The organism is Bacillus sp. AP50 (assembly GCF_040492675.1).
GTDB lineage: Bacteria > Bacillota > Bacilli > Bacillales > Bacillaceae_G > Bacillus_A > Bacillus_A cereus.
The window spans coordinates 1-3,982 of record NZ_JBEUTW010000089.1 but is presented as its reverse complement, the minus strand read 5'-3'; the positions used below and the strand labels follow the sequence as shown (position 1 = coordinate 3,982).

The window sequence follows — 3,982 nt, the reverse complement described above, 5'->3', positions numbered from 1 at the left end:
TATCATTTTAGCCAAGAAGACTCCTTCCTTAAGGAACGCGAAGTGAGTACGTGGGAGATTCATGTCAGTTGGCATAGGCCAACATGTTTGCTATCATTTACTTGTACAGATTGCTCTTCGAAAACTGAGGATATGAGGTTGGTTGCAGAAAAACGTTGCAACCGTAAAATCTTCAACGTTCTATCACCCCACACTTACTGAAGTTGCGAAAACCAAGCTAAAGTAGGTAGTATGGTGAATTATTCAATAGAATTGTCCCTTGTTTTAACAAATGAGTTTTTGTAAATAATATGTTTGTTAAAAAATTAATTAAGGGGGACTTGTATGCCACAGGATCGAAAAGCAAAAGTTCAAAAGGATGCATATGAAAGAAAAGAGATTATGCCAGATAATTCACAATCTCTACCGCGTCACATGCAAAAAGAGCTGCCTCACGAATTTTCTGTAAATCCTCTGTTTGCCCGCGAAGGAGAATCCGTCGTTCCGCGCTTTCATATTCCTGATAAAGGTATGTTACCAGAAACAGCGTATCAAATCGTCCATGATGAAATTGCTCTTGATGGAAACGCCCGCCTGAATCTTGCAACATTCGTTAGCACATGGATGGAGCCTGCCGCAGAGCAATTATATGCAAAATCATTCAACAAGAACATGATTGACAAGGACGAATATCCACAGACAGCTGAAATTGAGGAGCGGTGTGTCCGCATCTTAGCCAACCTCTGGCATTCGCCCAGCCCCCTTACAACTATGGGCGTTTCAACAACTGGATCGTCGGAAGCATGTATGCTCGGTGGACTTGCTTTAAAGCGACGCTGGCAAAATGCACGTAAAAACGAAGGGAAGCCAGTGGATCGTCCCAATATTGTGTTTAGTTCGGCTGTTCAGGTCGTTTGGGAAAAATTCGCGAATTATTGGGAGGTTGAACCACGCTATGTGAAGATTAGCCCAGAACATCCCCAATTGGATCCTCAGGGAGTCCTCGCAGCCGTGGATGAAAATACGATTGGTGTGGTACCGATTCTCGGTGAAACTTATACCGGTCTTTACGAACCGGTTGCCACAATTGCGAAAGCGTTGGATGATTTACAGGCGAGGACGGGTCTTGACATTCCCATGCATGTGGATGCAGCTTCGGGAGGATTTATAGCACCGTTTCTTCAACCAGATTTAGTCTGGGATTTTCAATTACCGAGGGTGAAGTCCATCAATGTATCCGGACATAAATATGGATTAGTCTATCCTGGATTGGGTTGGATAATTTGGCGGGAAGCTGAAGATCTCCCTGAGGATCTAATCTTCCGTGTCTCCTATTTAGGCGGGAACATGCCGACCTTTGCCCTGAATTTCTCTCGTCCTGGTGCACAAGTGCTCCTACAATATTACAATTACCTGCGTCTAGGAAAAAGTGGGTACTATGATGTACAAAGGGCTTCCCAGAAAGTCGCTCTTTTTCTTAGCAAAGCCATTCAGAAGATGGAACCGTTCGAACTTTTGTCCGATGGTTCGGATATTCCGGTTTTCGCTTGGCGACTAAAAGAAGGTTACACATCAAATTGGAATCTTTATGATTTATCTCGACAATTGCGTGTGTTCGGCTGGCAAGTACCTGCCTACCCATTGCCTCCAGATATGGAAGCGGTGACGATTATGCGCGTTGTGGTTCGAAATGGATTTTCCATGGATCTTGCACATTTATTTTTGAGGAACCTCAAACAGACCGTTTCCTTTCTGGATTCCCTTGACGGACCTATGCCACATGATACGAAATGTGATAATGGGTTTCACCACTAAATGAAAAAAGCCTAATTTCTTCATATTAAATTGAGAAGTTAGGCTTTTTAATATTGAAATTTCTTTAACGCTGTAAATCCGCATTTTCTTGACACTAACCTATGCCCATCAAGCTAAAACCCTGAAGTTTCATTAACAGATTTTTCTTCTTACTACCATACAGAAATTGTCCCTTATCTCTTGCTAGTACTTTTTCTATGCATAATATTATACACACATTATAATAGTCACCTAATTACATATGAAGAGGTGCAAAAAATAAATAAGACAGAATTAACAAAAGTAGTAGCAGAAAAAACGGAACTTATACAAAAGGATCCAGTTGCAGCAACACAAACTGTTTTAGATACAATAACAAATGCGCTAGCAAATGGAGAAAAAGTACAAATTCTTGGTTTTGGTACATTTGAAGTACGTGAACAATCTGTACGTACAGGACATAACCCACAAAAGGTGAAGAAATGCAAATCGCCGCTTCAAAGGCATCTGCTTTTAAAGCTGGAAAAGAATTAAAAGAAGCAGTGAAATAATTATACATAATTAAAGGAGATTGATATTCATATAAGCCCTTTTTTTAATAGCCTTGTTGGGATATCGCCAGCATTTTGGAAAAAATCCATACTAAAAAAAAACTGGCTCCTACAAGAGAGGCTAGTTTACGTAAAATTCGTTAACGGTAGTCAATGTATCTATAAGTCTACAGTTATTCGTTTCTGAAATCGTATGTATCCTCAGGAACATTTAACATATGTCCGTTAATGATTACTGTATCATTGTCTTTCCATACAATCTTTGCCGTATCTTCTCGGTAATTCCAATACACATTCTTTGTCTTAAAATATTCACGATGATTAAATACTAACTCTCCCCTAACAGCAAAACTTGTTGTTGCTCCGCCATTTGTTACATAAGCTTTAAATGTATATGTTCCGTCAGGAGATTGTTTTTCAGCAATCTTTTCACCTGTAGGTAGTCGATCCATACTGAAGAATGCCCAATAAACTCCGTATACGAACAAACCAGCTATACAAAATAATATAATTAACACTTTTTGTTTGGTTTTCTTAATTTCTTTCTCTGTAAAATTCATGTTTTAGCTCCTATTAATGTTTTTTATAGCAAACCACTTCTGTTTGGAGGTAAGGTCAATCTTTGTTTTGTTTTTCTAACAGTTGAATAACTCTATCTAATTTTTGCTCAACTTGATTTTGTTTCTTTTGATTACTGTTACGCTGAATTATACGTGTAATTCCTCCAAATAGTGCACCAATGATTATTGCAATAATGATGCAAAAAATAGTCGTTTCTAAAGGCATTATTTAGAACCCCTTTTTTCCTTATTGTACCATTTAGAAGAACTAATATGTTTTGTGATTTAACTTGTATATTGTATACAAGTTAAGTTAACATAACGTCCTATTATTGGTAGCAAAGAAAAAGGCGAACCCCTACTTTCAAGAGGAATTCACCTTTTTCTATACCCTATTCATATTTATATATATTTCTATCATGGTGCGGTTTTCAGGTTCTCCTTTGTTACTAAATGAGCCGAAAAAATGTATAAAATCTTGCATGCTCTTAGCATGGTTTTTTCCGAGATGCTGGCGGTACCCCATCACCATCAAGTTAAAATTTTATAATGCCCCCAAAACGAAAAATTAGAGTCTTTTATAGCAAAATTAGAGTCTTTTATAGCAATGAAGTTCATTTTTACCGTTTTGGGGGCAACCTGTGCTGTTAGGTTGATGGATGTGTGGTGCGACCCCATTTATAAATCACTTCAATAACGCATGAGAATGGCTATTATTTAGACTACAAGTTTCCTTAGGAGCACATCATTATCAATCTAAGATTTTTTACTATCAATTTAAATTTATGAAAAATATGTATTCATAAAAATTTATTTTTGTTTTAATCATAATTTCTATTGTTTTAGTAAAACATAGAATTGATATGAAAAAGGAGGAATAAAATATGCAATTAGCTACACATGAATTACGTGATTTAAGTGAATTAATTGCTGGTTGTTACAATACAATTAATACGATGAGTACATACATTAAGCAGGCACAAGATCCCGAATTAAAACAATTATTGCAACAACATTTTCAATTACATGTGCAGGATTATAATTTAAAAGTTGAATTCGTACAGAGTCTAAGTGAACAAAATATTGAAAAATTTCAGC

4 protein-coding genes and 1 pseudogene are annotated in these 3,982 nt (G+C 37.1%); 3 read left to right on the top strand and 2 right to left on the bottom strand.

Going from position 1 to position 3,982, the window contains the following annotated elements; all coding sequences use genetic code 11:
- Positions 1–324 precede the first annotated feature (324 nt).
- Both ABWK52_RS08340 and ABWK52_RS08335 read left to right on the top strand, forming a co-directional pair.
- Positions 325–1,794: a glutamate decarboxylase gene (locus ABWK52_RS08340; protein WP_086423435.1), complete on the top strand. Its 1,470-nt coding sequence runs from the start codon at positions 325–327 to the stop codon at positions 1,792–1,794.
- Positions 1,795–2,043: 249 nt separating this feature from the next.
- On the top strand, positions 2,044–2,307 hold the full coding sequence (locus ABWK52_RS08335) for an HU family DNA-binding protein (protein WP_353771915.1): 264 nt from the start codon (positions 2,044–2,046) through the stop codon (positions 2,305–2,307).
- 190 nt (positions 2,308–2,497) lie between these two features.
- Here ABWK52_RS08335 and ABWK52_RS08330 read toward each other — a convergent pair whose 3' ends face one another.
- Entirely contained in the window at positions 2,498–2,884 is a 387-nt protein-coding gene (locus ABWK52_RS08330; protein WP_044585223.1) for a DUF5412 domain-containing protein, read from the bottom strand.
- Between the two features lie 55 nt (positions 2,885–2,939).
- The gene (locus ABWK52_RS08325) at positions 2,940–3,110 is read right to left on the bottom strand and encodes a DUF4083 family protein (RefSeq protein ID WP_098541672.1); all 171 of its coding nucleotides are present in this window, start codon (positions 3,108–3,110) and stop codon (positions 2,940–2,942) included.
- A 658-nt stretch (positions 3,111–3,768) separates the two neighbouring features.
- On the opposite strand from ABWK52_RS08325, the pseudogene ABWK52_RS08320 reads away from it, so the two are divergent.
- A pseudogene (locus ABWK52_RS08320) lies at positions 3,769–3,982 on the top strand (spore coat protein); the annotation flags it as partial.